Source organism: Streptomyces sp. NBC_01306 (assembly GCF_026340465.1).
In the GTDB taxonomy this organism is placed as follows: domain Bacteria; phylum Actinomycetota; class Actinomycetes; order Streptomycetales; family Streptomycetaceae; genus Streptomyces.
The window spans coordinates 4,459,761-4,484,933 of the sequence record NZ_JAPEPC010000001.1; the positions used below are offsets into that span (position 1 = coordinate 4,459,761).

The window sequence follows — 25,173 nt, forward strand, 5'->3', positions numbered from 1 at the left end:
CAGCGCGCGCCCCGGGCCCTCCGCACGGCCGTAGGCTTGACGGGTGAGCAGCACTGAACCCGAGGTATCCGAACCCGCGGCCTCCGAAGTCTCCGACGCCCTGCTGGGCCCCGCCGACATCCGTGAACTGGCCACCGCGCTCGGCGTACGCCCGACCAAGCAGCGCGGCCAGAACTTCGTCATCGACGCCAACACCGTGCGCAGGATCGTCCGGACCGCCGAGGTGACCAGGGACGACGTGGTCGTGGAGGTCGGACCCGGCCTCGGCTCGCTGACCCTGGCACTCCTCGAAGCGGCCGACCGGCTGGTCGCCGTCGAGATCGACGACGTGCTGGCGGGTGCGCTGCCCGCGACGGTCGAGGCCAGGCTGCCCGCCCGCGCCGACCGTTTCACGCTCGTCCACTCCGACGCGATGCAGGTCACCGAACTCCCCGGCCCGCCGCCCACGGCGCTGGTCGCGAACCTCCCGTACAACGTGGCGGTCCCGGTCCTGCTGACGATGCTGGCCCGGTTCCCCTCGATCGAGCGGACGCTGGTGATGGTCCAGGCGGAGGTCGCCGACCGGCTCGCGGCCGAACCCGGCAGCAAGGTGTACGGGGTGCCCTCGGTCAAGGCCAACTGGTACGCGCACGTCAAGCGGGCCGGATCCATCGGCCGCAATGTGTTCTGGCCCGCACCGAACGTCGACTCGGGCCTGGTGTCGATGGTCCGGCGCACCGAACCGGTCGCGACCACGGCCACCAAGGAAGAGGTCTTCGCGGTCGTCGACGCGGCGTTCGCACAGCGCCGCAAGACCCTCCGTGCCGCGCTGGCCGGCTGGGCGGGGTCGGCGCCGGCTGCCGAGGCCGCGCTGGTCGCCGCCGGGATCTCGCCGCAGGCGCGCGGGGAGTCGCTGACGGTGGAGGAGTTCGCCCGGATCGCGGAGGGCAAGCCGACCGCGCAGGGCAAGCCGGCCGCGCAGGACAAGCCGACCGCGGAGGGCACGGCATGACGGTCCACGAAGGTACGGGCCACGAAGGTACGGTCCACGGCGGTACGGCCCACAGCAGTACGGGGAGTACCGCGGGCGTCACCGTCCGCGTCCCCGCCAAGGTCAACGTCCAGCTCGCGGTGGGCGGCGCGCGCCCCGACGGCTTCCACGATCTGGCCAATGTCTTCCTCGCGGTGTCGCTCTACGACGAGGTCACCGTCGCCCCGGCCGACACCTTGCGCATCACCTGCACCGGCCCCGGCGCCGACCTGGTCCCGCTGGACCGTACGAACCTGGCGGCGCGGGCGGCCGAAGTGCTCGCGGCCCGGCGCGGTATCGAGCCCCGTGTGCACATTCACATCGACAAGGACATCCCCGTCGCGGGCGGCATGGCGGGCGGCAGCGCGGACGGCGCGGGCGCCCTGCTGGCCTGTGACGCCCTCTGGTCCACGGGCGCCTCGCGCGACGAACTCCTCGGCATGTGCGCCGAGTTGGGCAGTGATGTGCCCTTCAGCCTGGTCGGCGGAGCGGCGCTCGGCACCGGCCGGGGCGAGCGGCTGACGCCCCTGGAGGTGGGCGGCGCGTTCCACTGGGTGTTCGCGATGGCCGACGGAGGGCTCTCCACCCCGACGGTCTTCCGCGAGTTCGACCGCCTCACCCCGGACGCCGGCCCGCCGCAGGCGTCACCGGCGCTGATCGACGCGCTGCGCACCGGCGACACGGTGGCCCTGGCGGGCGCCCTGTCCAACGACCTCCAGCCGGCGGCGCTCTCCCTGCGCCCGTCCCTGGCGGACACACTCGCAGCGGGCACGGCGGCCGGCGCACTGGCCGCACTGGTCTCCGGCTCCGGCCCGACGACGGCGTTCCTGGCGAAGGACGCGGACGCGGCGGAGCGGATCGCGGCGGAGCTCCTGGAGTCGGGGACGTGCAGGTCGGCGCGGGTCGCGGCGTCGGGGGTGGCGGGGGCGACGGTCCTCTGAGCCGCCCGGAACCGGCTCCGCAGGGGGACGGAAGCGACAGAGGGGGATGGAAGCGACAGAGGGGGGCGGAAGCGACCGGAGACCGCCCTGGCTCCCGATCTGAAGAGGCCGGTCAGCGCCCGTAGTGGTAGCGGCAGGCGCCGATCCTGACCTCGTCGTCGACCACCTTGTAGATCAGCCGGTGCTCTTCAGCGACTCGTACTCGACCAGGGCCACCAGCACGACCGGATCGTGCCCGGCCCGGGGACGAGGAGGTGTCGCAAAGAGCCCGCCCGCGGCGCCGTACCCTGGGAGATCGATCTACCCCCGTCCCAGGAGCGTCAATGGCCGTCAACCTCGTCAATGTCGAGGCCGTCAGCAAGGTCTACGGCACCCGTGCCCTGCTGGACGGTGTCTCACTCGGCGTCTCCGAGGGCGACCGTATCGGCGTCGTCGGCCGCAACGGAGACGGCAAGACGACCCTCATCCGGATGCTCGCCCGTCTTGAGGAGCCCGACAGCGGGCGGGTCACCCACAACGGCGGCCTGCGCAGCGGTGTCCTCACCCAGCACGACTCCCTCGACCCGCAGGCCACCGTCCGGCACGAGGTCATCGGTGACCTCGCCGACCACGAGTGGGCGGGCAACGCCAAGATCAGGGACGTGCTGACCGGCCTGTTCGGCGGGCTCGACCTGCCCGGATTCGCCCAGGGCCTGGACACCGTCATCGCCCCGCTCTCCGGCGGTGAGCGCCGCCGGATCGCGCTGGCGAAGCTGCTCATCGCCGAGCAGGACCTGATCGTGCTCGACGAGCCCACCAACCACCTCGACGTCGAGGGCATCTCCTGGCTCGCGGGACACCTCCGCGCCCGCCGCTCCGCGCTCGTCGTCGTCACCCACGACCGCTGGTTCCTGGACCAGGTGTGCACCCGGATGTGGGACGTCCAGCGCGGCGCGGTCCACGAGTACGAGGGCGGCTACAGCGACTACGTCTTCGCGCGCGCCGAGCGCGAACGCATCGCGGCCACCGAGGAGTCCAAGCGGCAGAACCTGATGCGCAAGGAGCTGGCCTGGCTGCGGCGCGGCGCCCCCGCCCGTACGTCCAAGCCCCGCTACCGCATCGAGGCCGCCAACGAACTGATCGCCGACGTGCCGCCGCCGCGCGACACCTCCGAGCTGATGAAGTTCGCCAACGCGCGGCTCGGCAAGACCGTCTTCGAGCTGGAGGACGTCACCGTCCGGGCCGGCGACAAGCTGCTGCTCCAGCATCTGACCTGGCAGCTCGGTCCCGGCGACCGGATCGGCCTGGTCGGGGTCAACGGCGCGGGCAAGACCTCGCTGCTGCGGGCGCTGGCGGAGGCGGCCCGTACCCAGGGCGACGCCCAGCCCGCCGCCGGGAAGGTCGTCGTCGGGAAGACCGTTAAGCTCGCCTACCTCTCGCAGGAGGTCGCCGAACTCAAGCCCACCCTGCGGGTGCTTGAGGCGGTGCAGCAGGTACGGGACCGGGTCGACCTCGGCAAGGGCCGCGAGATGACCGCGGGTCAGCTCTGCGAGCAGTTCGGTTTCTCCAAGGAGAAGCAGTGGACGCCGGTCGGCGACCTGTCCGGCGGTGAGCGGCGGCGCCTGCAGATTCTGCGGCTGCTGATGGACGAGCCCAACGTCCTGTTCCTCGACGAACCGACGAACGACCTGGACATCGAGACCCTGACCCAGCTGGAGGACCTCCTCGACGGCTGGCCGGGCTCGATGATCGTGATCTCGCACGACCGGTTCTTCATCGAACGCACCACGGACCGCGTCTTCGCACTGCTCGGCGACGCGAGCCTGCGGATGCTGCCGCGCGGTGTCGACGAGTATCTGGAGCGCCGCCGGCAGGTGGTCGACGCCCAGACCCCGGCCGCCGTGCAGGCCGTGGCCAAGGAGGCCCCCGGTGCGGTGTCCGCCAAGGACGGCCGCGCCGCGAAGAAGGAACTCCAGAAGATCGAGCGGCAGCTGGACAAGTTCTCCGACCGGGAGAGCAAGCTGCACGCACAGATCACCGAGAACGCCACGGACTTCGGGAAAGTGGCCGAACTGGACGCCGAGCTGAGGGAACTGGCCGGTCAGCGCGAAGAGTTGGAGATGCGCTGGCTGGAGCTCGCCGAAGACGCGTAGGTCCGCCGCGCGGGCCGCGTAACGGAGGCATTACAGCCCGGTTCTCCCTTGGGCACAGGGGCGGACCGGGCCCTCTCACGCCGTTCTTCGGGTGATAGAAAGAACTCCCGCTCGACTGACGTTGATGTGTGGGATCCACACCCGATTCGCTCCATTCCGACGGCCATGGCTGCCGGAATTGCGGGGGAGGCCGGTCGGGCAGTGGACCCCGCGTAAAGAGGTATGTGCTGATGACTCAGCCGCCCGACCAGCAGCCGCCGCAGGGCGGTTTCGGGGCCCCGCAGGACCCTCCACCGGGTGGTTTCGGCGCTCCGCCGCCGCCCGCCCAGCCGCCGCAGATGCCGCCGCCGCCCCAGGCGCCGCCGGGGCAGCCGTCCACACCGCCGCAGGGCCAGCCGCAGGGACCGCCGTCCGGGCCGCAGCCCGGTTACGGATATCCCCAGCAGGCCCCCCAGCAGCCGCAGTCCGGCCCTTACGGGCAGCCGCAGCAGCCCGGCCCGTACGGCCAGCCCCAGCAGCCCGGCCCGTACGGCCAGCCCCAGCAGCCCGGTCCGTACGGACAGCAGCCGCCGCAGGGCCCGTACGGCCAGCAGCAGGGCCCCTACGGCTACCCGCAGCAGCAGTACCCGGGTGCGCCGGTCCCGCCGCAGGGCGGGGGCAAGAACCCCTTCAAGGGCAAGCCCGGCGTCATCATCGGCGCGGCTGTCGCGGCGCTGCTCGTCGTCGGTGCCGGTGTCTTCTTCGCCGTCGGCGGTGGTGACGGCGGCGACAAGAAGCCGGTCGCGAGCGACAGCAAGAACACGGACGGCAAGCCGTCCGTGTCCCCGAGCGTCGACCAGGGCGACGGAAACGGCGACGGGCGCTCCGGCGACGACAACCTCAACGCCGGACGCAAGCCCGGCGAGGACAAGGTCCTCTGGCTCCAGACCAACGACGTCGCGCTGCCGCAGGACGGCGCCCAGAACTACGGCATGTGGTTCTCCGGCGATGTCGTCGTCCGCGCGATGTACAAGAAGGTCACCGCGTACGGGGTGAACGACGGCAAGGAGAAGTGGAGCGTGCCGACGCCGCACGCGATCTGCGCGGCGCCCCGCCAGACCACTCCCGACGGCAAGATCGTCATCGCGTACAAGAGCAACGACACCGACAGGGCCGACTGCAACCAGATGCAGGTCATCAACCTGAAGACGGGCAAGCCCGGCTGGAAGAAGCCCATCCCGAAGGAGGGCGCCTTCGACATCATGAGCTCCCTGGAGCTGACGATCGCGGGCGACACCGTGACCGCCAGCCGGATGGGGCCCTCCAGCGCCTTCTCGGTCAGCGACGGGCACAAGATCTTCGGGAGCATGCAGGGCGCGTGCCAGCCCGACGCGTTCGCGGGCGGCGCCAAGCTGATCGCGGTCGAGTCGTGCACCAAGAACAGCCAGCCGGACGCGACCGAGCAGGTGCAGGAGCTCGACCCGTCGACCGGCAAGTCCAAGTGGACGTTCCCGCTCCCCGCGGGCTGGCAGGTCAAGAAGGTCTACTCGCTCGACCCGCTGGTCATCTACTCGACCAACGAGAAGAAGAAGTCCTGGAACATCTCCGTCCTCAAGAGCAACGGAACCCGGCGCTCCCAGCTGACCACGAAGGACAGCTTCCAGCCCGAGTGCGGTCTGTCGATCATCGACCGTGACCTCCAGGGCTGTGTCGGCACGGCGGCCGACGCCAACACGCTGTATCTGCCGACCGAGGTGAAGAGCGGCGCGAACGACGTGGTCGCGTTCGACCTGAACACCGGCAAGGAGAAGTGGCGGGTCCCCTCGGGCAGCGACCGTACGATGCTGCCGCTGCGGATGGACGGCTCCAACCTCATCGCGTACAAGGAGCCCTCGTACGACGGGGGCGGCGCGGTCGTCAGCATCCCGTCGACGGGCGGCAAGGCGAGTGTGCTCCTCCAGAACCCGGAGTCGACGTCCACCATCGAGAACTCCTTCTTCTCGAAGCTGGTCGACTACCGGGACGGCCGGTTCTTCCTGATGTCGGGCCAGGTCAGGGGCAAGAAGGGCGACACCACCGAGAAGACGATGCTGGTCTTCGGCAAGTGAGCTGTCCCCGGATCCCCAACTCCCCCTCAGCGAAGGCATAACGATGACTCAGCCACCACAGCCACCACAGCCGCCTCAGCCACCCAACGGACCGCCGCAGGGAGGGTACGGCGCGTCCAAGCAGTCCCCGGCAGGCGGATACGGCGCCCCGACCCCGCCCCCCAACAACCCGCCCGGCAACACCCCGCCCGGCAGCGCCCCTTCGGTCCCGCCGCAGATGCCGCCCCAGGCACCGCAGATGCCGCCGGCACCGCAGTCCCCGCCGCCCGGTGGCCCGCCCGCCGGTCCGCCGCAGGCGGGTCCCCCGCAGGGCGGCCCGGTGTACGGCTACCCGCATCCGCAGCAGCCCGCCCAGCCCGGCTACGGCTATCCGCAGCAGCAGCCCGGCCCCGCGTACGGCTTCCCGCAACAGCAGCAGCCCGGCGTACCGGCGCAGCAGCAGTACGCGACGCAGCCCATGCCGCCGCAGCGCGGCAGCCTGGGAGGCGGCGCGGGCGGGAAGTTCGGCATCGACGCGAAGATCATCACGGCCGCGGTCGTCGCGATCGTGCTGATCGTCGGTGCGGGCTTCGTCTACTCGTCCAGCAAGGGCGACAAGGAGCCCAACGTGTCGAGCGCGGGCCCGACGGGCGGCGGCGACAAGAACGGCGGGGACACCGCCAAGGGCGCGGGCGGCAAGGAGAAGGTGCCCGCGAACACCAACTCCAAGGTGCTCTTCCAGATGCCGGCCCCGAAGGTCAGCGACGTCACCGGCGTCAACGGCTCCTGGACCACCGACAAGCTGTACGTGAAGTCCGGCGTCAACGCGGTCTACGGCTATGACGCGGTCACGGGCAGCCAGGTCTGGAAGCTTCCGCTGCCGGGCCCGCTCTGCGCCGCGACGAGCCACGTCAGCAAGGACGACAAGACGGCCATCGCCTTCCAGCCGAAGGTGCCGACGAAGGCCAAGCAGTTCTGGGGCTGCTCGGAGGTCGCCGCGCTCGACCTCGACAGCGGCAAGCTCCTCTGGCAGAAGTCGTACAAGGACGGCGACGGCAAGGTCAGCGTCGACGAGGTCACCCTCGGCGGCGACACCGTCGCCACCGGCAGCACCAACGGCGGCGCCGCCTGGGGCCTGGAGAAGGGCGAGGTGCGCTGGCTGCCCAAGGTCAGCACCGACCAGTGCGAGGACGCCGGATACGGCGGCGGCGCCACCACCCTGGTCGCCGTCCGCAAGTGCGGCGACTACGACAGCCCGCAGGTCAGCGTTCAGAACCTGAACCCGAAGACCGGCGCGCCGATCTCCTCGTACAAGATGCCGTCGGGTGTCGAGTACGCCCATATCGTCTCCACCGACCCGCTGGTCGTGGCCGCCGACGTCGGTGACACCGCGGGCGACGGCAGCGGCATCTCGGACTACTTCTCCATCGACGCGAAGACCGGCAAGCTGCGTGCCCGGATTCCGGCCGACGCGGACAAGTACGCCGGCAAGTGCGACAGCACCACGGTCGAGCAGTGCAACGACCTGGTCGTCGGCGACGACCGGCTGTACGTGCCGACGGAGCAGCACGACGGCGTCGGCGACGCGATCGGCCAGACCAACGAGATCGTCGCCTTCGACCTGGCCACCGGCAAGCCGGTCCCGGGGCGTGCCGACGCGGGCGCGGGCTACTCGGCCTACCCCGTACGGATGGACGGCTCCAACGTCATCGCGTACAAGACGGGTCCGTACAACAAGGGCGGCCAGGTCGTCTCGATCAACGGCTCCACCCTCAAGCAGACGCTGCTGATGAGCAACCCGGGCCAGGAGTCGGTCCGCGGGGCCGAGTCCAGCTTCCTGGCGGACAGCGCGGAGATCCGGTTCACCGACGGCCGGCTCTATCTGGCCGACGACACACTCAGCGACTACACGTCCGACTCGGAGAAGCACTACCTGGCCATCGCGTTCGGCACCAGCTGACCGCAGCGGCCCGGGGCTCTTCCCGGACACCCGATGGGGGCGCCACCCGGTGACGGGCGGCGCCCCCATCGTCGTGCGCCGGGCGCCTTCCGGCGGCAACAGACCCTCGCACTATGCCCGTCCGGGGCGCGCGGCACCGGACAAGCGTGTAACTTGCCGGGGCAGGAAAGCCGGGCCCGCTCCCGGCGGGGGAACAGGGGGGACTGCTCCATGGGCGTGCGGTTGATGGTGGTCGACGACCACCGACTGCTCGCCGAGGCACTCGCCTCGGCGCTGAGACTCCGCGGGCACCGGGTGCTCGCAGCGGCCGCGCCCACCGGGGGCGCGGCCGACCTCGTGGTGAGCCGGGCGCCCGACGTCTGCCTGTTCGGGACGGCCGCGCCCGCCGAGCCAGGGGTGTTCGACCCGGTCGCGCGGATCAGGAAGGAACGGCCGCAGGTGGCCGTGGTGGTGCTGGGTCCGGTGCCCAACTCACCCGGTATCGCCGCCGCGTTCGCCGCGGGCGCCTCCGGCTACGTACGCCACGACGAGCGCATCGAGGGGGTCGAGCGGGCCATGGCGCAGGCGTGCGCGGGGGAGACCGCGGTCGCGCCGCAGCTGCTGCAGGCCGTCTTCACCGAGCTGCTCAACCCGGTGGCGCAGCCCGACGACGAGGGGCAGCGGCTGCTGGGTCTGCTCACCCCGCGCGAGGCCGAGGTACTGGCCCGGATCGCGGAGGGCGAGGACACCCGGCTGATCGCCGCCGGGATGTGTATCGCGCCGAGCACCGCCCGTACGCATGTGCAGCGGGTCCTGGTGAAGCTCGGCGTCGGCTCCCGCCTTGAGGCGGCCGCGCTCGCGGCCCGCACCGGGCTGCTCGACCACGCGGCGGCGCGGGGGCTGCTGACCGGGATGCCGAAGGGGCCGGACCCACGGGAGTGAAGTCCGGCCCCTCGGAAGGCCGTTGCGGGATCTCCCGCAACGGCCCGTGGCCTACGGCGTCTTCTGCTCGGCCGGTGTGGCATCCGGCGTGGGCGGCGCCACCGGGCGCAGCCACAGCCAGACCAGGAAGAACAGGCCGAGTGCGAGCATCGCGAGCCCGGTCCAGAGGTTGATGTTGATCCCCTGGGCCTTCTTCAGATCCGCGTCGGACGCGGTGAACCCGGCGATCGTCACGATGATCCCGTAGACCACGAACAGTCCGCCGATGATGCGCCGGATGTCGAAGAGGCGGGCCGCCGTCGCGGACTTCTGCTCCAGTTCGGAGACTTCGTTCTGCATTTCAGACATGGTGGGTGCCTCCGATCAGAGCGAGTAGGGCAGGTAGCAGAGGGCCGCGAGGACGATCGCGCCCCAGCCGAGCAGGGCCGGCTTGCGGTACCAGGCGTCGTCGCCCTCGGCCGGCACCTCCGGCGCGTCCGGCGACTCCGTTCCGTATACCAGACCGGCCAGTTCGGCCACCGGCTTGGGTGCGGTGAAGAGCGTGACGAGCACCATGACGACCGCACCGGCGACGAAGCCGACGATCGCCGAGACAAAGTTGGCGCCCTGGTCGGTCGGGATGTCGATGATGCCCTGCTTGTAGATCCAGAAGTAGTTGATCATCGCGGCGCTGGTACCGGCGAGCAGGCCCCACACACCGGACTTCATCGAGGCGCGCTTCCAGAACATACCGATGATGAAGACCACGAACAGCGGGACGTTGAAGAAGGAGAAGAGCGTCTGGAGGTAGCTCATGATGTTGGAGAAGCTGGCGGCGATGAAGGCCGTGCCGATGGAGGCCAGCACACCGACCGCCGTGATCATCCGTCCGAAGCGCAGGTAGTACGCGTCGGGCTTGTCCTTCTTCACGTACCGCGCCCAGATGTCCGTCGTGAAGACGGTGTTGAACGAGGAGACGTTGGCGGCCATACCGGCCATGAAGGCGGCCAGCAGACCGGTCACCGCGATGCCGAGCACACCGTTGGGCAGCAGTTCCTGCATCAGCAGCGGGATCGCGTCGTTGTACGTGAGGTCCGAGCCGGGGGTGCCGATCTTCGGGGCGATGACGGCGGCGACCAGGCCGGGGATCATCACGAGGAAGACGATGAACATCTTCGGGAAGGCGGCGATCAGCGGGGTGCGCTGGGCGGCCGAGAGGTTCTTCGCGGAGAGCGCGCGCTGCACCTCGGCGAAGTTCGTCGTCCAGTAGCCGAAGGAGAGCACGAAGCCCAGGCCCAGGATGATCGTCAGCCAGTTCGCGCCGAGCGGGTTCGCGTGGCCGATCGAGGTGCCGCCCCAGGCGGTCATGAAGTCATGGCCGTGGCTCTTGGTGAGGGTGTTGGAGAGGCCGTCCCAGCCGCCGACCCGCTTGAGGCCGAGGATGGTGAGCGGTATCAGCGCGGCGAGGATGACGAAGAACTGGAGCACTTCGTTGTAGATCGCCGACGAGAGCCCGCCGATGGTGATGTAGACGAGGACGAAGAGGCCGGCGACGACGATCGCGACCCACTGCGGCCAGCCCAGGAGCGCCTCCACGACGATCGACAGGGCGTAGAGGTTCACGCCCGCGATGAGGATCGCCGAGAAGGCGAAGAGTATGGAGCTCAGCAGGTGCGCCGACTTGTCGAAGCGGTGCAGCAGGAACTCCGGTACGGAGCGCACCTTCGACTTGTAGTAGAAGGGCATCATCACCAGGCCGAGGAAGACCATGGCGGGGATGGCGCCGATCCAGTACCAGTGGACGACGGCCACACCGTACTGCGCGCCGGTCGCCGCCATGCCGAGGATCTCGGTGGCGCCGAGGTTGGCGGCGACAAAGGCCAGGCCGGTGACCCAGGCGGGCAGTGAACGGCCCGACAGGAAGAAGTCCAGGCTCGTCTTCACGCTCGCTCTGGCGGCGAATCCGATGCCCAGGACCACGATGAAGTAGATCGCCAGAATCGTGTAGTCGAGCCCGTTCGTGGGGAGCCGGAGTCCGGCAGCCAGGTATTGCATGAGTACTCGCTTCGTTGCCAGAACTTTTCCGCTGCGGAACCTACGCTCCCGTGTTCAAAAAATGAACACTTGGCTGGTGTTCTTTGTTTGATTGTGATCGGGCTGGTTGGTATGTCCTGATGAAAGCGCTTGCTCCCGCTCCATTGACTGTTCTGTTGACTTGTGGTTTGTTGTGTGCGGTTCTGTTTGGGTAGGTAGCAGTGGGCGAGGAGCGCCAGAGTGAAGAAGACATCGACCCGTCTCGCCGACGGTCGTGAGCTGCTCTACTACGACGGCCGGGACGACGTGGTCCGCGACGCCGTGGACCGGCGCCCCCTCGGCCCTGTCGCCACCGCGTCCGAGATCCGCACCGACCCGCTGCTCGGCGACGCGGTCGCCATCTCCTCGCATCGCCAGGAACGCACCTACCACCCGCCGGCCGACGAGTGCCCGCTCTGCCCCTCGCGCGACGGACGGCTCAGCGAGATCCCGGACTCGGAGTACGACGTCGCCGTCTTCGAGAACCGCTTCCCCTCGCTCGCCGGGGACTCGGGCCGCTGCGAGGTCGTCTGCTTCACCTCCGACCACGACGCCTCCTTCGCCGACCTCACCCCCGAACAGGCCGCCCTGGTCCTGGAGGCCTGGACCGACAGGACCGCGGAGCTTGCCGAACTCCCTGCGGTCAAGCAGGTGTTCTGCTTCGAGAACCGCGGCGCCGAGATCGGCGTGACCCTCGGCCACCCGCACGGCCAGATCTACGGCTATCCCTTCGTCACCCCGCGCACCGCGTTGATGCTGCGCTCCGCCGACGCGTTCCAGGAGAGCAGCGGCGGCCGGAACCTCTTCGATGAGACCGTGGCACGCGAAGTGGCCGACGGCTCCCGGGTGGTGCTGGAAGGTGAACACTGGGTCGCGTTCGTCCCGTACGCCGCGCACTGGCCGTACGAGGTGCACCTCTACCCGAAGCAGCGCGTCCCCGACCTGCGCTTCCTCGGCGACGAGGCGCGCACAGAGTTTCCACAGATGTATCTGGAACTGTTGAGGCGCTTCGACCGGATCTTCGACGGGCCGGGCGGCGGGAAGGGAGGGGCGGGTGAGCCTCCGACGCCGTACATCTCCGCCATCCACCAGGCGCCCTTCGGTGAGCTGGAGGGATACGGCATTAACCGGGACGAATTCGCCCTGCATCTTGAGCTTTTCACCATTCGCCGCACTTCGGGCAAGCTGAAGTTCCTCGCGGGTTCCGAGTCGGGCATGAACGTCTTCGTGAATGACGTGCCGCCGGAGACCGCGGCCGAGCGACTGCGAGAGGTAGCGAGCAAGTGAGCAAGAAGTATCTGGTCACCGGTGGCGCGGGATACGTCGGCAGTGTCGTGGCCGCCCATCTCCTGGAGGCCGGTCATGAGGTGACCGTGCTCGACGACCTCTCCACCGGCTTCCGGGTGTCCGTCCCCGAGGGCGCCGCGTTCATCGAGGGCCGCATCCAGGACGCCGCCCGGTGGCTCGACTCCTCGTACGACGGGGTGCTGCACTTCGCCGCGTCCTCGCAGGTCGGCGAGTCGGTCGTCAACCCCGAGAAGTACTGGCTGAACAACGTCGGCGGCACCACCGCGCTGCTCGCCGCGATGCGGTCCGCCGGCGTCCGCACCCTGGTGTTCTCCTCCACGGCCGCGACCTACGGCGAGCCCGACACCGTACCGATCAGGGAGAGCGCCCCCACAGCGCCGACCAACCCGTACGGCGCGACCAAGCTCGCCGTCGACCACATGATCAGCGGTGAGTGCGCGGCGCACGGCCTGGCCGCGGCCAGCCTCCGGTACTTCAACGTCGCGGGCGCCTACAAGACGTACGGCGAGCGCCACGACCCCGAGTCGCACCTCATCCCGCTGGTGCTCCAGGTCGCCCAGGGCAGCCGGGACGCCATCTCGGTGTACGGCGACGACTACCCCACCCCGGACGGCACCTGCGTCCGCGACTACATCCATGTCGCCGACCTCGCGGAGGCGCACCTGCTCGCCCTGGACGCGGCCACCGCGGGCGAGCACCTGATCTGCAACCTCGGCAACGGCAGCGGGTTCTCGGTCCGCGAGGTCATCGAGACCGTACGCAAGGTCACCGGCCACCCCGTCCCCGAGCGGGCCGCGGGCCGCCGCGCGGGCGACCCGGCCACGCTCGTCGCCTCCGCCGACACCGCACGCGAGCGGCTCGGCTGGACCCCCTCGCGCTCCGACCTGGCCGGGATCGTCTCCGACGCCTGGGCCTTCGCGCAGAACACCGCGCAGAACACCCGCACATCCGCTCAGACAGTGTTGTCCGACAGTGTTGTCCGACCCCAGGGGAGTTGCTGAGGAATGAGTTTCGAGGAGCTGTACGGCGGTGCCCCCGAGGGCACCTGGGCCGCGCCCGGTCGCGTCAACCTCATCGGTGAGTACACCGACTTCAACGACGGCTTCGTCATGCCGCTCGCCCTGCCGCACACCGCCGTCGCCCAGGTCTCCCGGCGCACCGACGGCGTACTGCGGCTGTACTCGGCGGACATCGAGGGCGGCATCGTCCAGCTCCGCACCGACGAACTCGAACCGCTCACCAACACCAGCTGGGCGGCCTACCCGGCGGGCATCGTCTGGGCGCTGCGCGAGGCGGGCCACCCGGTGACGGGCGCCGACATCCACCTCAGCTCCACGGTCCCCACCGGCGCCGGACTCTCCTCGTCCGCGGCCCTGGAGGTCGTCACCGCGCTCGCCCTCAACGACCTGTACGAACTGGGCCTGGACTGCGGCCAGTTGGCGCTGATCGCGCAGCGCGCCGAGAACGCCTTCGTCGGGGTGCCCTGCGGCGTCATGGACCAGACGGCGTCGGCCTGCTGCGCCGAGGGCCACGCGCTGCACCTCGACTGCCGGGACCACTCGGTCCGCCAGGTCCCCTTCGACCTGGCGGCGCAGGGGCTGCGGCTGCTCGTCGTGGACACCAGGGTCAAGCACGCCCTGGGCGACGGCGCGTACGCGGAACGGCGCGCGGGCTGCGAGGAGGGCGCCCGGATCCTGGGCGTCCCCGCGCTGCGCGACGTGCCGTACGAGCAGCTGGCCGACGCGCTGGCGAAGCTCTCCGATCCGAAGGTGCGCGGTTACGTCCGCCATGTCGTATCGGACAACCACCGGGTGGCGCGTACGGTCGCGCTGCTCGACGCGGGCGACGTACGCGGCGTCGGGCCGATCCTCACCGACGGCCACGCCTCACTCCGCGACGACCTGCTGGTCTCCTGCGACGAGCTGGACCTGGTGGTGGCATCGGCGAACGCGGGCGGCGCGCTGGGTGCGCGGATGACCGGCGGCGGGTTCGGCGGTTCGGCGATCGTGCTCGTCGAGGAGGTGCACGCGGAGGCGGTGGCCAAGGCGGTGACCGAGGCGTTCGCCGCGGCCGGGCACACGGAGCCGCGGATCTTCACGGCCACGGCATCGGCGGGTGCGCGCCGGCTGTCCTGAGGTAAGCCTGTCGAGCTGAGAAGCCGTATTCCTCCCGGTCCACGTCAACGGCGGCGCCTTCACCACGGGCCGGCGCATGCCGCCCGGCGCGGCAACCCCACCCAGATGCGGGCCGCGCCCCCCGGTGCAATGGTGGGGTGAGACCGGAAGCGCGGGTGACGGGGGAATCTCAAGGCCGGGACGGCACGCGTCGCCGTGCGTCGCCGACGACGACGCCGCGGGCTCCGATCTCGCCGCACCGTAACGGGGCACGCACCCCGCGCACCGGCTTTTCGCCGCTGCGCGGGGACACAAGCCGACCCTCCCTCCATCCCGATGCCGCACATAAGTGCGAGGAGGAGCTGTGAGCACACCCTCCGACGTCAGACTTGCCAACACCACGGCCCTGTCGGGGGGTGACCAACTGCTCGATGTCTTCTACCGGGCGGACGACGCCTCCCTCCACCACTGGCAGTACGCCCAGGGCAGTTGGCAGTTCGAGAACATGGGCGGTCGCCTGCTGTCAGCTCCGGTCGGCATGGCGCTGCGGCCCGACTCCCTGCACCTGTTCGTCACCGAGCTGGACAACGACCTGAACCACGGCCTCTACAGCCGTACCTCAGCCGAGGGTTTCTGGGAGCCTGAGGAGATCGAAGTCAGCTGGGTCAGTCACGATCCGGTGGTCCTGCCGATTACGACGGACCGCTACGAGCTGTTCTCCGCCTCGGTCGAGGGTGCGTTGCGGCATTGGAGCTTCTCGCCGGGCACCCGGTCGCACAGGGCCGACATCGTGGGCGTCGGAGCAGAACTCGGCGCGGTCTCGCGCACCCCCAACCTGCTCGACGTGTTCTACCCCGGCGACTCCGGGAAACTGCAGCGCTCCACCTTCTCCGGTCTGGTGACCGACGACGCGCAGGCGTGGACCGCTCCGGTCGACATGGGAGGGCAGCTGGCGGGAGCGCCGGCTGTCGCGTCCTTCGGACCGGAGCGCCTCGACATCATCGGGCGTCAGCCGGACGGACGGTGGGTGCACTGGGGCTGGAACGGCGGACGGTGGTTCGGGCCGGAGAACAACGCCGCAGGCCAACTTGCCTGCGACCCGGTCGCCGTGACCCGCGTGCCGGAGCACGTCGACGTCTTCGCCCGTGACACGGACGGGTTCCCGGTGCACTGGCGCTTCAACTCCGGTTCGCAGGTGTGGGAGGGGCCGGAGCGTCTCGGCTCGGACCAGATCCTGGGATGTCCCAGCGTGGTGTCGTGGGGCCCGGACCGGCTCGACGTCTTCGCCCGCTCGGCTGCGGGCCCGCTGCTGCACTGGTGGTCATCGGACGCGGTCACCTGGGGTTCGGAGCAGCTGGATGCCTCACTCCTGCCGGCGCGCCCGCCTCCCCCGGGGCCTCGGCTACCCGATGCTCAGTTCCTTCTGGTGCGGCCCGATGACCTGGTCATTCTGGGAGTGCGGTTCTCCGGGTTCCAGCAGCAGGCGAGCCGCACAGGCGGCGGAACCGAACTCGTTTCCATGGATGACAACGCACGGCTGGTGCTCACCTTTCCGCCCCAGCACATCGGCGAACAGACCTGGCCTGCGATCGGCGGCCCCCAGGACCTCAGCGAGGGGCGCCTGGCAGGGCCCAGCCAGCTGGCGTTCTCGGTGCCGGCCGGCACCGTCGTCACCCCCACAGCCGAGCGGGTGCTCGATGTGTGCACCGCGCTGGCCCGCTCGGACGGCCAGTGGACGCCCGACGACTCGGCCGTCGAACTGCCGTGGCGGCTGCTGTCGGCGCCGGAGAGCCGCGACAGCGCGGCAGGCGTCGTATCCGACCACCGCTCGCAACCTGTCGCCACCGACGTCGGCGCCGTCGGGCTCTGGCGCAGCCGCCTGCTGGCGGTCGGCCGGGCCGACGACGGTTCGGACGCGGGGCTCGCCCTGCGCCCCCTCGACGTCGAACTCGCGTCCCACACCGACGAGTTCACGGCGCCCCTGTCGGTCGCGGAGCGGCTGACCATCGCACAGCAGGGCGACCCCGCGGCAACGCAGCGGCTGGAGTTGAGCTCTCTCGGCGGCTCTTTGACGGTCCACCAGCAGTGGGAAACCTTCGGCTGGGACCACGAAGCGGTGCTCGGCCGCGACGAAGTGGTCCGTACCGTGCAGCATGGCGTGCTGTTCCCGCTGGGGCATCGCGCCCAGTACGAGCGGATCACCCGCCGCGTCGTGGACCCCGGCTCCGGTATGCCCGCCGAGCTGGTCACGCAGCAGATCCTCACCGTCACCGAGCCGGTCAGACACGCCCCCAGCGATCCCCAGGCCGCCCGCGCGTTCCCTTTCTCCGACGTGGAGATCACCACCCTGCGGTTCACGGACCTCGAAGCCGACTGGCACACCGTCGACCGCACGGCCTCCGACGTCGAAGAACTGGAGCAGGAACTCGCGCAGGCGGACTACAAGATGAGGACTCTCAAGGCACGGATCTACGGCGGGGACATGGGCTGGCAGCCGGGCACGCCGACAGCCGAGGACATGGCGCCCGGCAGCAGCGACGCGGCCGACTACCTCAGCCAGATCGTCACGACCGACCAGCTCAACGCGGAGATCCAGGCTGCTGAGCAGCACCCGGCAACGCGTCCCGTGCCGCTGTACTTCTGGCCGCTCAGGCAGACCGGCGACGAGAGCGAGCCCATACGCTTCCCCGTCCGGTGCCAAGGCGCCGCCGGAGAGGTGCACTTCGAACTGCCACTGGTCTTCTACGCCGATGTGCGGTTCCCCCGGGGATCGGGGTACCCGGCGTTCACCTCGTTGCGGGACTTCTCCGCACAGTGCGAGGTGATCCGTGCCTACGAGAACTCCCTCCAGGGCATCGTCGAACTCCCCGGCGTCACGGTCGACCTCATCGGCGCCGCCACACCGGCCCCGGGGGACCTGCACGAGGTTCACGCCCTCCACATCGCCGGCGTTCCGGACCCCGTCGAGGACACCTTCCGGCCCCGGCTCGGGACGCCGGATCCCGACCCCTACGCGCTGCCGCCGGCCGCGACGACGGCTACGGAAACCGCCGCCGCCCAGGCCTGGGGCGTCCGCGTCGGCATGCCCGCCCTGCGCACCATCATGGGCGACGCGCCCCAGCCTCCGGCGGTCCTGGCGCAGTACGCGAAGGACACCGCCCTGTCCTACTCCAAGGACTACCTGGCGCAGGGAAGCGATGCGGTGGACGCCGTGCTGGAGGTGGCCGGAGGCACACTGCCGATCACGTTCTCGGGCGTCGCCGACCGCTCGGGCGGACTGGTGACGCCCGATCTGGTCGCCGACGGAATCTCCCGCAAGCACGGGCCCGTCCAGCTGGCCGGGCTGACCACATCCGACCCCAAGGACGTCCTCGCGGACGGCGCCACCCTGCTCGGGTTCGACCTGCGGGACGTGGTCTCGGGACTGACTGGTCCTCCACAGATCCTCTCGGACCTCACCCACACGCCACCGACGACCAAGATGACCTGGGGCGACCTCACGCTGCAGGACAAGCCCCCGTTCAAAGGCGGACCCCAGTCGACACTGGAACTCACCGTGGAGCGTTCGGCGGACAGCGTCACGACCACGTGCGACGTGACGGACTTCGACCTGGAGATGCCCCCGGGCGCGGCTGCGCTGCTCACGCTGCACTTCGGAGAGCTGAAGTACAGCCAGGTCGCGGGGAAGGCACCCGACCTGGCCGTGAACCACGTGACCGCCGCCTTCGAGGGCCAACTCCTGCTCCTGCAGAAGCTCCAGGAAGCCGTGGACCTCGGCAAGGCCGGTCCGGACATCCGAGTCACCGGGACGGACATCGTCGCGAGCTACCAACTCCCCGTACCTCCGGTGGAGACGGGTGTCTTCGTGATGGACGGGATGGTTTTCCGGGCCGCGGTTCTCGTGCCCTTCGACGGGCGGCCCGTCTCGGTGATGCTGGGCTTCGCCAGCCGCGAGCACCCGTTCACCTTGAGCGTGTTGGCCTTCGGCGGGGGCGGCTACGTCGAGCTGGAGATGGACAAGTCGGGGCTGCGGAGGCTGGAGGCGTCGCTGGACTTCGGGGCGGCCGTCGGCGTGGACTTCGGCGTCGCCCGGGGCGAGGTGCACGCGATGGGGGGTGTGCGCTACGAGTTGGCCGACGGAGAGGCCAAGTTGAGCGGGTTCTTCCGCATTGGTGGAACAGTCGAGGTGCTGGGCCTGATCTCCGTGTCCGTGGAACTGGTGGTGACACTGGCCTACGACGACACCACCAACGTGCTGTCCGGCCGGGCCACCCTCGTGATCGACATCGATCTCACCCTGTACTCCGACTCGGTGGAGCTGGACAGCGGGGTGTGGGTCCTCGCAGGTGATCCGAACGCCGCGCACCCCGCCCCGCCTCCCCTGCCACCGTCCAGGCCCGTGGCCGGCGAGCCCGGAGAGCTGCGCCCGCCGGGCGGAGCGTTCACCGAGCCGCCGACGCAGGCACGTGCCGCGGACGCGCCGAACGCGGAGGACGCCGATCCGGCATCTCTGGCCGCTTCGTGGACGGCCTATCGAGCCGCCTTCGCCCCCACCCCGACGGACGCACTCACCGACCGGAGGACCCCATGAGTCGACTGCTGTGGATCGCGGTGCCCGGCGGTGCGGTCACCGGCGGGCAGGCCACCCTGCGCATCCTGATCGTCCCGCAGCTGACCGAGGGCACGCTCAAGGACAACGGGCTGGCGGACTGGCCGGCGGTGCTGGGCCACGCGGAGCTCTCGGTGGAGGTGCGCCAGCCCGACGGCAGCGGCAGTGAGGTGCCGTACACGCTGGTGAGCAGCGGCAGTTCGGACGTGTGGCAGCAGTTCTTCAGTGCCGTCGACGTACGGGGCTGGCAGCAGCCGCCGACCTATGACCCGCCCACCGTCGAACCCTCCACGGTGCAGCACGACAACATCCGGAAGACGTATGCCACTTCCGCCAAGGCCGTCGCCACACCCGACGTCGTCCACGACCAACTGGCGTCCTGGCACGCCGGCTCCCCCGACGGGGTCGCCTCGGACGGAGCTCCTTCGCCGCCGCCGCGCACGGGGCGGAGCGACGTGGACTTCCACCGCGCCGTCGCCATGCTGCGCGAGCACCCGGCCGTCCTGCGCGAGCTCGGCCTGATCGCGGAACTCACCGTCGGCACCGGCGACAAGGGCCTGCCGCCCGCCACCCCGACCGCCCCGGGCGCCGTCCGGGTCCGTTGGCCCGCCTCGACGATCGCTCCCGAGGTGGTCTCGCCGTGGACGGCCTACGAACTCGACAGCGGACTGTTCCTGCCCGCGTCGACCGCGACGATCAGCTCAGGCCTGGTCGACCTGGACGTGAAGGACCCGGCCGGGAATCCGCGTTGGCAGGTGGCCACCGTGGACATCGACGGTGCCGTGAGCCGGCTGCGGGACGCCGCACGCACCTACGCAACGGACAGGACGGACGGGCAGACCCCGCCGGCCAACGACGCGACGCTTCCCGCCCTGCGATCGGCGGGGCTGCTGCTCATGCGGCGCGACCGGGCCGAGCACTTCGCCGCGCGCTCCGACGCGGCGCGGGCCAACGCGGCGCGCGACGACCTCAGCGACGGGCCCCCGTTGACCGCGGACGACCTGGTGCTCGGATACCGGATGGACGTCAGGCTCCATGGGGCCGGTGACTCGCTGTCACTGTGCCGGCGGAACGCAACGTACTTCCTCAACAAGAACCCGATCGGTCCGCAGCAACTTGAGGAAGGGCATGTGAAGGCCAACGCCGCCATCCGCGACGAGCGCACCGGCGAGCTGCGCGCCGACGAGGTCGTCAGCCGCTGGAGCGGCTGGAGCCTGGCGGTGCCGCGCCCGGCCCTGGGCGCACCCCTGCCCCCGGCCCCGAACCCCGCACCGGCCCTTCCCTTCGACTTCTCATGGCAGTTCGAACCCGTGCCGGGGTCGCTGCCGGAGTTGCGCTTCAACACGTCGTACAGCGTGCGGCTGCGCGTCGCCGACATCGCCGGGGGCGGTCTGGAACACGATGACCCCGCCGCAGACCGCTGCTTCAGTGACTTGACGCCGTACGCCCGCCATGAGCCGCTCTCGGCACCGCAGATTCCACCCCCCGACGGCCTCGTGGTCACCGGGGCGGACGGGAAGCCGGTCGTCCACCCGGACGCGCTGGGCCCCGGAGGCAGCATCGACCAGTTGGTCATCCGCAGTGATCTCGGAGCGACCTCCTACGTGGACAATGCCGAACGCACGCTCCTGCCACCGCGCACCACCGTCGATCTGGCCGAGCAGCACGGCAGACTCGACGGATCGGACGAGGAGACGACGGGCCTGGTGCAGCGGGCCGTGCAGGCGGACGGCACGGGACTGCCGGAACCGCTCGCCGCCGGCGTGGCCGTGTACTTCGTACGCGAACAGCCCACCGGGCAGGACGACCAGATGACGGACACGAGGGACTGGAACGGCATATGGCCGGACTTCGCCGCCAAGTCACTCCGCTTGGTCCCGGGCGCCGCCGGCAGCGATCCTGAACTGCGCTGGGCCAATGACGATGGTTTGCTGGCCCTGGCCCCCGGACGACAGGTCACCGTCGAGCTGGCCTCGTACCTGAAGCTGCAGGACCTCGACAACTTCGTGATCAAGAACTGGCTCTCCGACTCGTCGGTCCCGGATCCGCCCGGCGACCACGATTCGCCCGAATCGGCGGTCCTCAACGGCCGCCACCCGATGGTCACCCCACCCCATGTCGTGACCCTGGTCCACGCGGTACGGCATCCGCTGCAGGCGCCGGACGGCGACCTCGTCCCCGTACGCAACGAAGGAGATCCCTTCGCCGTGCTGGCACACGACCAGGCGCCGCTGCTCTCCCTCGATGCGGGGAGCACAGCACAGCTCGACATCGTCGCCTCCTGGCAGGAGGTGAACGACAGCACCGCCCCGCAGCAGGTGTCCCAGGGGCTCCCCTCGCTGGCGATCGGCCGTCGTGACTCCGAACTCGCCACGATCAGGCACGAGTTCGGCGACACGCGACACCGGCGGGTGAGCTACACCATGACCGCCGTCACCAGGTTCCGGCAGTTCTTCGCGGCTGAGGAACCCGACGACGCCTTCGTCAGGACGCAGACCCTGGGGCCGGTGAGTGTGCCGAGTTCGGCCCGGCCGGTACCGCCCCAGGTCCTCTCGGTGCGCCCCGCTTTCCTGTGGCAAGGTGAGGTGCCCGACCAATGGGACGTGGTCGAACGGACCAGGCTCGGAGACAGGCTGCGGGTCGAGCTCGCCCGCCCCTGGTTCACGACCGGGGAGGGCGAACGGCTCGCCCTGGTCGTGTGCCCCGACGCGGCCGGCGCCGGCGATCCCGTGCTGACGGTCCCGGAGTTGCTGACCTGCACGGCCAGAGATCCGCTGTGGTCCACGCCGGGACCGTCCGGGATCGTGCGGACCTCGTCGTGCGTCACACAGGCAGCCGGGGCCAGGAGTGTCCACCCCGCCGGCCGGCCCGACCTCGACGTGGACGTGGTGGGGTTCCCGGTGGCGGAGGAAGGCGGGCACTGGTTCAGCGATGTGGTCCTGCCGGGAGTGGCCGCGGCCTCGTACAGCCCGTTCGTGCAACTGGCCCTGGCCCGCTACCAGGAGGAGAGCCTGGCGGGGCTGGAGCTGTCCACGGTGGTGCGCACGTCCCTGGTGCAGCTCCTGCCCGACCGGACCCTGCGGCTCGAACGCGGCCCCGACGGAGTCCTGGTGACGCTCTCGGGCCTCGCTCCCCAAGGCCCTGCAGCCAACCGGGTCATCGCCACGCTGGAGGCGTACACCGAGCAACCGGGCGCGGGAGCTGACTCCGTCCAGCTCACCTCGCTGGCGGCGGACCCCGGTACGGCGGGCCTGCCGGCCTGGACGCGCGTCCAGGGATGCCAGGTCGAGGGAACACTGAACGAGACACTCACGCCGCTGCCCCCCGTGCCTGCCGGTCCGCAGACCGGGACGCCCTCGCGCGCGCCGGGGGCCGGGCGGCTGCGGGTGGTCGTACGCGAGGTGGAGAGCATTCCCGCCGACCGCACGGACATCGACGTCTCCGTCGAACTGACCGAACGCACGGTCTTCGTGGACGCCATCCCCCTTCCCGTGAACGTCTGACCCTTGTGAACGTCTGACCCTCGGACACCAGGAGGAGAACAGCCATGGCCACTGTCACCACTTTGGTCGCCGCAACCGTCACCGGAATGAGCGAAGCCAACGGCCTGAACGCCACAGGTTCCGTCGTGGGCCAGGAAGACACCGTCTTCGCCTACGTCTGGAACCCCACCCAGCCCAACGGCACGACCGGAACACCGACCCAGCTGCCGGCGCTGCCGACAGTAGGTGCGCCCGGGAAGGCGCGGGCCCGCTCGATCAACGCCAACGGGGTGATCTGCGGAGAGTCCGAAGGGCTCGACGCCTCCGGAAACCCGGTCACCCGCGCTGTCCTGTGGACCTCGGCGGGGATCCAGGACTTGGGGACCCTCATTCCCGACCCCGGCAATCCCGGGTTCTTCGTCGGAAACAGCCGAGCTCTCCACATCAACGACAACGGCCAGATCGTGGGGGCTTCGGATTCCGCGACGGGTGCAGAGCACGCCTTCCTCTTCGATCCCACAACGGCGTCCATGACTGATCTGGGCGCCCTGGTCCTTGCCGGGGCGTCCGGAACGACCGATACGAGCCGGGCCACGAGCATCAACAGCCAAGGTGACGTCGTGGGCGTCAGCAACTCCCTGGACACGAGCGGAACCCCGGTCGAGCGCGCCTTCCTCAGCACGGCGGGATCGGGCTTCCTGGCGGATCTCGGTACTCTGCTCCCCGACCCCGCCAATCCGGGCAGCTTCCTCGGCAACAGCAGCGCGTTCGGGATCAACGACAACGGCACGATCATCGGAACCTCGGACGGTGGAGGCGGGCTCACCGGCGTAACCCGGTTCTTCAGCGGGTCGCCTCCCGCGCCGGTGATCCCCAGCGACAGCGCAGGATCCGATGTGGGTCCCAACGACGACATCGTGGGGTCCATCGGCAGCCCCGCCGTGGGCTTCACGGAGAACAACACCAGCGGCCTGGTCGATCTCACCACTCTCGCCGCCACTGCCGGCATGACGGTCGACAACGGCACAGGCGTCAGCGCGTCGGGCCAGATCACCGCGAGCGCGACCGTCGGCGGCTCCAGCGTCGGAATCCTCATCACGCCCTGACACGGCCGCCCGACCGCGATCCATCACGGATCGAGCTGGCAGAGGGAGCCGGGCCGGAAGTCCTGAGGTACGCGGCCACCAATACCCGTCACCCACTGGCGCCCGTCACCCACCGGTGTTCGCCAATCACCGGACGCGCCCGATGTACGCCCGTACGCTGAATCAGAGTCACCGGTGGGGGCCGGTGCGCGGGCGTGGGGGTACCTATGGGTCATATCCGTGTTCTCGTCGTCGACGACCACCGCATCTTCGCCGAATCGCTCGCCGCGGCCCTCGCCGCCGAACCCGACGTGGAGGTCACCGCCGCGGGCAGCGGACCGGCCGCGCTGCGCTGCCTGGACCGGGCCGCGGCGGACGGGCGCGCCTTCGACGTGCTGCTCGTCGACGCCGACCTCGGGGTCACCGCGGGGTGGGGCGCCCGCCCGGCGGTCGTCCCCGCCGCAGGGGAGAGCGCCCCGGCGGACGGCATCTCGCTGGCCGCCGCGGTGCGCGCGGCCCGGCCCGCGCTGCGCACCGTCGTCCTCGCGGTGCGGGACGACCCGCGCCGGGCCGCGCTGGCCCTGCGGACCGGGGCTTCGGGGTGGGTCGCCAAGGACTGTTCGCTGCAGCGCCTGCTCGCGGTGGTCCGGGGTGTCCTGCGGGACGAGACCCATCTGCCGCCCGCCCTGCTCACCGGTGTCGTACGGGAGCTGACCGCGGCCCACCGGCACCGCTCCGAGGGTGAGGTGCTGGTCGAGGCGCTGACGCCCAGGGAGCGCGAGGTGCTGCGGTGCATGGTCGCGGGCCTGGGGCGCAAGGCGGTGGCGGAGCGGCTCTTCCTCTCCCCGCACACCGTCCGTACCCATATGCAGAACGTGCTGGGGAAGCTGGGTGTGCACTCCACACTGGCCGCGGTCGCCCTGGCGAGACGGGCGGGCGTGGGGCCTGCCGATCCGGTACAGCCCCTAACCGGGGATGTTGTCGAACGGGGCAGTCAACTGGCGTAGCAGGCTGGCCAGTTCACCTCGCTGGGTGCGGGAGAGCTCGGCGAGCAGGGCGCGCTCCTGGGCGAGCAGTCCGGCCAGTGCCTGGTCGGCCCGGTCGCGCCCCTCGGCGGTGAGCCGGACCAGTACCCCGCGCCGGTCGCTGGGGTCGGGCAGCCGCTCGACGAGGCCCTTGGTGGCGAGCCGGTCGATGCGGTTGGTCATGGTGCCCGACGTGACCAGGGTCTGGGTCAGCAGCTGCCCGGGGGAGAGCTGGTACGGGTCGCCCGCGCGGCGCAGTGATGTCAGGACGTCGAACTCCCACGGCTCCAGGCTGTGCTCGGAGAACGCGAGCCGGCGGGCGCGGTCGAGGTGGCGTGCCAGCCTGGACACCCGGCTGAGGACCTCAAGTGGTTCCACGTCGAGGTCGGGGCGCTCACGGCGCCACGCAGCTACCAGCCGGTCGACCTCATCCTCCATGTGGATCAGTGTAGAGGGTCTGTCGACATGA

The 25,173-nt window shown here is 70.4% G+C and carries 17 protein-coding genes; 13 read left to right on the forward strand and 4 right to left on the reverse strand.

The features are described from left to right. Window positions 1-43 precede the first annotated feature (43 nt). Window positions 44-991 (forward strand): 16S rRNA (adenine(1518)-N(6)/adenine(1519)-N(6))-dimethyltransferase RsmA, encoded by a 948-nt coding sequence (gene rsmA, locus OG385_RS19740; protein ID WP_266856137.1) that lies wholly within the window; start codon window positions 44-46, stop codon window positions 989-991. Next, window positions 988-1,950, forward strand: a complete 963-nt coding sequence (locus OG385_RS19745; RefSeq protein WP_266856139.1) for a 4-(cytidine 5'-diphospho)-2-C-methyl-D-erythritol kinase — start codon at window positions 988-990, stop codon at window positions 1,948-1,950. Before rsmA ends, OG385_RS19745 begins: the two co-directional genes overlap by 4 nt. A gap of 112 nt (window positions 1,951-2,062) precedes the next feature. On the opposite strand, the gene OG385_RS19750 is transcribed toward OG385_RS19745, so the two are convergent. Beyond that, window positions 2,063-2,311: a type II toxin-antitoxin system YoeB family toxin gene (locus OG385_RS19750; protein WP_323183804.1), complete on the reverse strand. Its 249-nt coding sequence runs from the start codon at window positions 2,309-2,311 to the stop codon at window positions 2,063-2,065. On the opposite strand from OG385_RS19750, the gene OG385_RS19755 reads away from it, so the two are divergent. The 4 genes from OG385_RS19755 to OG385_RS19770 all read left to right on the forward strand — a co-directional run bounded on the left by OG385_RS19755 (window position 2,274) and on the right by OG385_RS19770 (window position 9,029). Then, window positions 2,274-4,082 (forward strand): ABC-F family ATP-binding cassette domain-containing protein, encoded by a 1,809-nt coding sequence (locus OG385_RS19755; protein WP_266856143.1) that lies wholly within the window; start codon window positions 2,274-2,276, stop codon window positions 4,080-4,082. The genes OG385_RS19750 and OG385_RS19755 overlap by 38 nt on opposite strands. A gap of 230 nt (window positions 4,083-4,312) precedes the next feature. After that, window positions 4,313-6,169, forward strand: coding sequence for a PQQ-binding-like beta-propeller repeat protein (locus OG385_RS19760; protein WP_266856145.1), 1,857 nt, complete (start codon window positions 4,313-4,315; stop codon window positions 6,167-6,169). A gap of 43 nt (window positions 6,170-6,212) precedes the next feature. Beyond that, window positions 6,213-8,108, forward strand: a complete 1,896-nt coding sequence (locus OG385_RS19765) for a PQQ-binding-like beta-propeller repeat protein (RefSeq protein ID WP_266856147.1) — start codon at window positions 6,213-6,215, stop codon at window positions 8,106-8,108. A 210-nt stretch (window positions 8,109-8,318) separates the two neighbouring features. Beyond that, complete coding sequence (locus tag OG385_RS19770) at window positions 8,319-9,029, forward strand: response regulator transcription factor (RefSeq protein ID WP_266856149.1); 711 nt, start codon at window positions 8,319-8,321, stop codon at window positions 9,027-9,029. Between the two features lie 51 nt (window positions 9,030-9,080). On the opposite strand, the gene OG385_RS19775 is transcribed toward OG385_RS19770, so the two are convergent. Both OG385_RS19775 and OG385_RS19780 read right to left on the reverse strand, forming a co-directional pair. Then, window positions 9,081-9,377, reverse strand: a complete 297-nt coding sequence (locus tag OG385_RS19775; protein ID WP_266856151.1) for a hypothetical protein — start codon at window positions 9,375-9,377, stop codon at window positions 9,081-9,083. Between the two features lie 15 nt (window positions 9,378-9,392). Continuing rightward, window positions 9,393-11,063, reverse strand: a complete 1,671-nt coding sequence (locus tag OG385_RS19780) for a sodium:solute symporter family protein (protein WP_266856152.1) — start codon at window positions 11,061-11,063, stop codon at window positions 9,393-9,395. A 219-nt stretch (window positions 11,064-11,282) separates the two neighbouring features. Here OG385_RS19780 and galT point away from each other — a divergent pair, with 219 nt between their 5' ends. From galT to OG385_RS19815, 7 genes are all read left to right on the forward strand, one after another. Further along, the gene (galT, locus tag OG385_RS19785; RefSeq protein WP_266856153.1) at window positions 11,283-12,368 is read left to right on the forward strand and encodes a galactose-1-phosphate uridylyltransferase; all 1,086 of its coding nucleotides are present in this window, start codon (window positions 11,283-11,285) and stop codon (window positions 12,366-12,368) included. Beyond that, window positions 12,365-13,390, forward strand: a complete 1,026-nt coding sequence (galE, locus tag OG385_RS19790) for a UDP-glucose 4-epimerase GalE (protein ID WP_266856155.1) — start codon at window positions 12,365-12,367, stop codon at window positions 13,388-13,390. The genes galT and galE overlap by 4 nt, the downstream gene beginning before the upstream one ends. Window positions 13,391-13,393: 3 nt before the next feature. Next, window positions 13,394-14,524, forward strand: coding sequence for a galactokinase (gene galK, locus OG385_RS19795; RefSeq protein WP_266856157.1), 1,131 nt, complete (start codon window positions 13,394-13,396; stop codon window positions 14,522-14,524). 343 nt (window positions 14,525-14,867) lie between these two features. After that, window positions 14,868-19,094: a hypothetical protein gene (locus OG385_RS19800; protein WP_266856159.1), complete on the forward strand. Its 4,227-nt coding sequence runs from the start codon at window positions 14,868-14,870 to the stop codon at window positions 19,092-19,094. Then, window positions 19,091-22,615 carry a hypothetical protein gene (locus OG385_RS19805; protein ID WP_266856161.1) on the forward strand — a complete coding sequence of 1,175 codons (3,525 nt, stop codon included), beginning with the start codon at window positions 19,091-19,093 and terminating at the stop codon, window positions 22,613-22,615. The genes OG385_RS19800 and OG385_RS19805 overlap by 4 nt, the downstream gene beginning before the upstream one ends. A 44-nt stretch (window positions 22,616-22,659) precedes the next feature. Further along, on the forward strand, window positions 22,660-23,700 hold the full coding sequence (locus OG385_RS19810) for a hypothetical protein (protein WP_266856163.1): 1,041 nt from the start codon (window positions 22,660-22,662) through the stop codon (window positions 23,698-23,700). A gap of 206 nt (window positions 23,701-23,906) precedes the next feature. Then, window positions 23,907-24,686: a response regulator transcription factor gene (locus OG385_RS19815; protein ID WP_266856165.1), complete on the forward strand. Its 780-nt coding sequence runs from the start codon at window positions 23,907-23,909 to the stop codon at window positions 24,684-24,686. Here OG385_RS19815 and OG385_RS19820 read toward each other — a convergent pair. Next, a complete protein-coding gene (locus OG385_RS19820) occupies window positions 24,645-25,142 on the reverse strand; it encodes a MarR family winged helix-turn-helix transcriptional regulator (protein WP_266856167.1) in 498 nt (165 codons plus the stop codon). The genes OG385_RS19815 and OG385_RS19820 overlap by 42 nt on opposite strands. Window positions 25,143-25,173 lie beyond the last annotated feature (31 nt).